1 protein-coding gene is annotated in these 1599 nt (G+C 64.4%); it reads left to right on the top strand.

Translation table 11 applies throughout. The features are described 5' to 3' along the window. Nucleotides 1-1586: FG-GAP-like repeat-containing protein (locus D6T63_RS18825; RefSeq protein ID WP_220725994.1), on the top strand; the 1586-nt coding region annotated here is incomplete at its 5' end. Nucleotides 1587-1599 lie beyond the last annotated feature (13 nt).

Genomic DNA, 1599 nt, shown 5'->3' with positions numbered 1-1599 from the left:
CTGCGGTGGTGGTGCCGGTGGATAAGTCGTTGAAGGTCTTCAGTCCCGGTGATTTCAATGGTGATGGGCGTGCGGATATGGTCACGCGTCGGACCGATGGGACCTTGTGGCTGCATCCTGGGTTCGGAAACGGCTCCTTCGGTGCTGCTGTGAAGATCGGTAGCGGCTTCGAGGTCTACAACCAGTTCATCGGTATCGGCGATTACGACGGCGATCGTCGCAACGACTTCCTCGCTCGCAATGTCGACGGCAGCCTGTGGCGCTATTCCGGAACAGGAACGATCTCCTCAACCAATGAGGGCTATCGCATGGCCGTGAAAATCGGCGACGGCGGTTGGGACGGCTTCAACACGATCATCGGCGCCGGCGACGCTGACGGAAACGGACGCCCGGACCTCCTGGCTCGCAAGCCCGACGGCAGTCTGTGGCTCTACTCCGGCCCAGGCGACGGCACCCACGGCTACGCCCGCCAAGTGGGCTCCGGAAGCAGCAACTCGCTGGAACTGAGTGCGGTCGGCGACTTCAACGGCGACGGCCCCGTGGACCTGATGTCCAGGTCCCCCCAAGGCGAACTTCGGCTCATGGTCGGCAACGGCTCCGGGGCATTCACCCCCACCGGCTTCACCATCGGCAGCGGCTGGAACATCTACAGCACCGTGATCGGCAACCGGGACTTCAACACGGACGGCCGTGCCGACCTCATGGCCATCCAACCCGACCAAACCCTGCGCTTCTACGCAGGCACCGGAACCGCCTCCGAAGGCTATCTACGCCCCACCCAGACCACCACGTCCTTCTGGCCGGCCAACAGCACCACCACCGCCACCGCGGATCTCAACTCCGACGGACGCCGCGACGTCCTCACCCGCCGCCCCGACGGAACCCTCTGGTTCCACCCCGGCCAGGGACAAGCCTCCTTCACAGCCGCCCGCCGCATCGGGTCCGGTTGGAACATCTACCAGGACATCACCGCAGCTAGCGACTTCAACGCCGACGGACGCAACGACATCCTCGCCCGCACTCCAAACGGAGACCTCTACCTCTACCCCGGCACCGGCACCATCTCCGCCACCAATGAGGGCTACTCCGCACCCCGCAAGATCGGAACGGGCTGGAACGTCTTCACCGATATCACCGGAGGAACCGACCTCACCGGAGACGGCAAACCCGACATACTCGCCCGCCACCAGGACGGATCCCTCTGGCGCTACGACGGCACCGGACGCATCGGTACCGGCAACGAGGGCTACCAGCCCGGCACCATCATCGGACTCAGCGGCTGGGATGCCTTCACCGACATCACACCCATCGGCGACTACGACCGCAACGGCACCACCGACCTTCTCGTCCGCAACTCCAACGGAGACCTCGGCCTCTACCGCGGAAACAACTCCACCTTCCCCACTCAGGAGATCGTAGGCACGGGTTGGAACGTCTACACCAAACTCCTCCCCCTCGGCGACCAGAACGCCGACACACTCTCCGACATCACCACCACCACACCCACCGGCACCACCTGGCTCTACCCCGGCGACGGAATGACCAACGAAGGCTACAACCACGCCCTCACCACCGGCCGCCTCTAACCAACCACCGGAG

Source organism: Arthrobacter cheniae, assembly GCF_003602275.1.
Taxonomy (GTDB): Bacteria; Actinomycetota; Actinomycetes; order Actinomycetales; family Micrococcaceae; genus Arthrobacter_D; species Arthrobacter_D cheniae.
The sequence above is the reverse complement of the archived record's forward strand: the minus strand, read 5'-3'. Positions and strand labels throughout refer to the sequence as shown.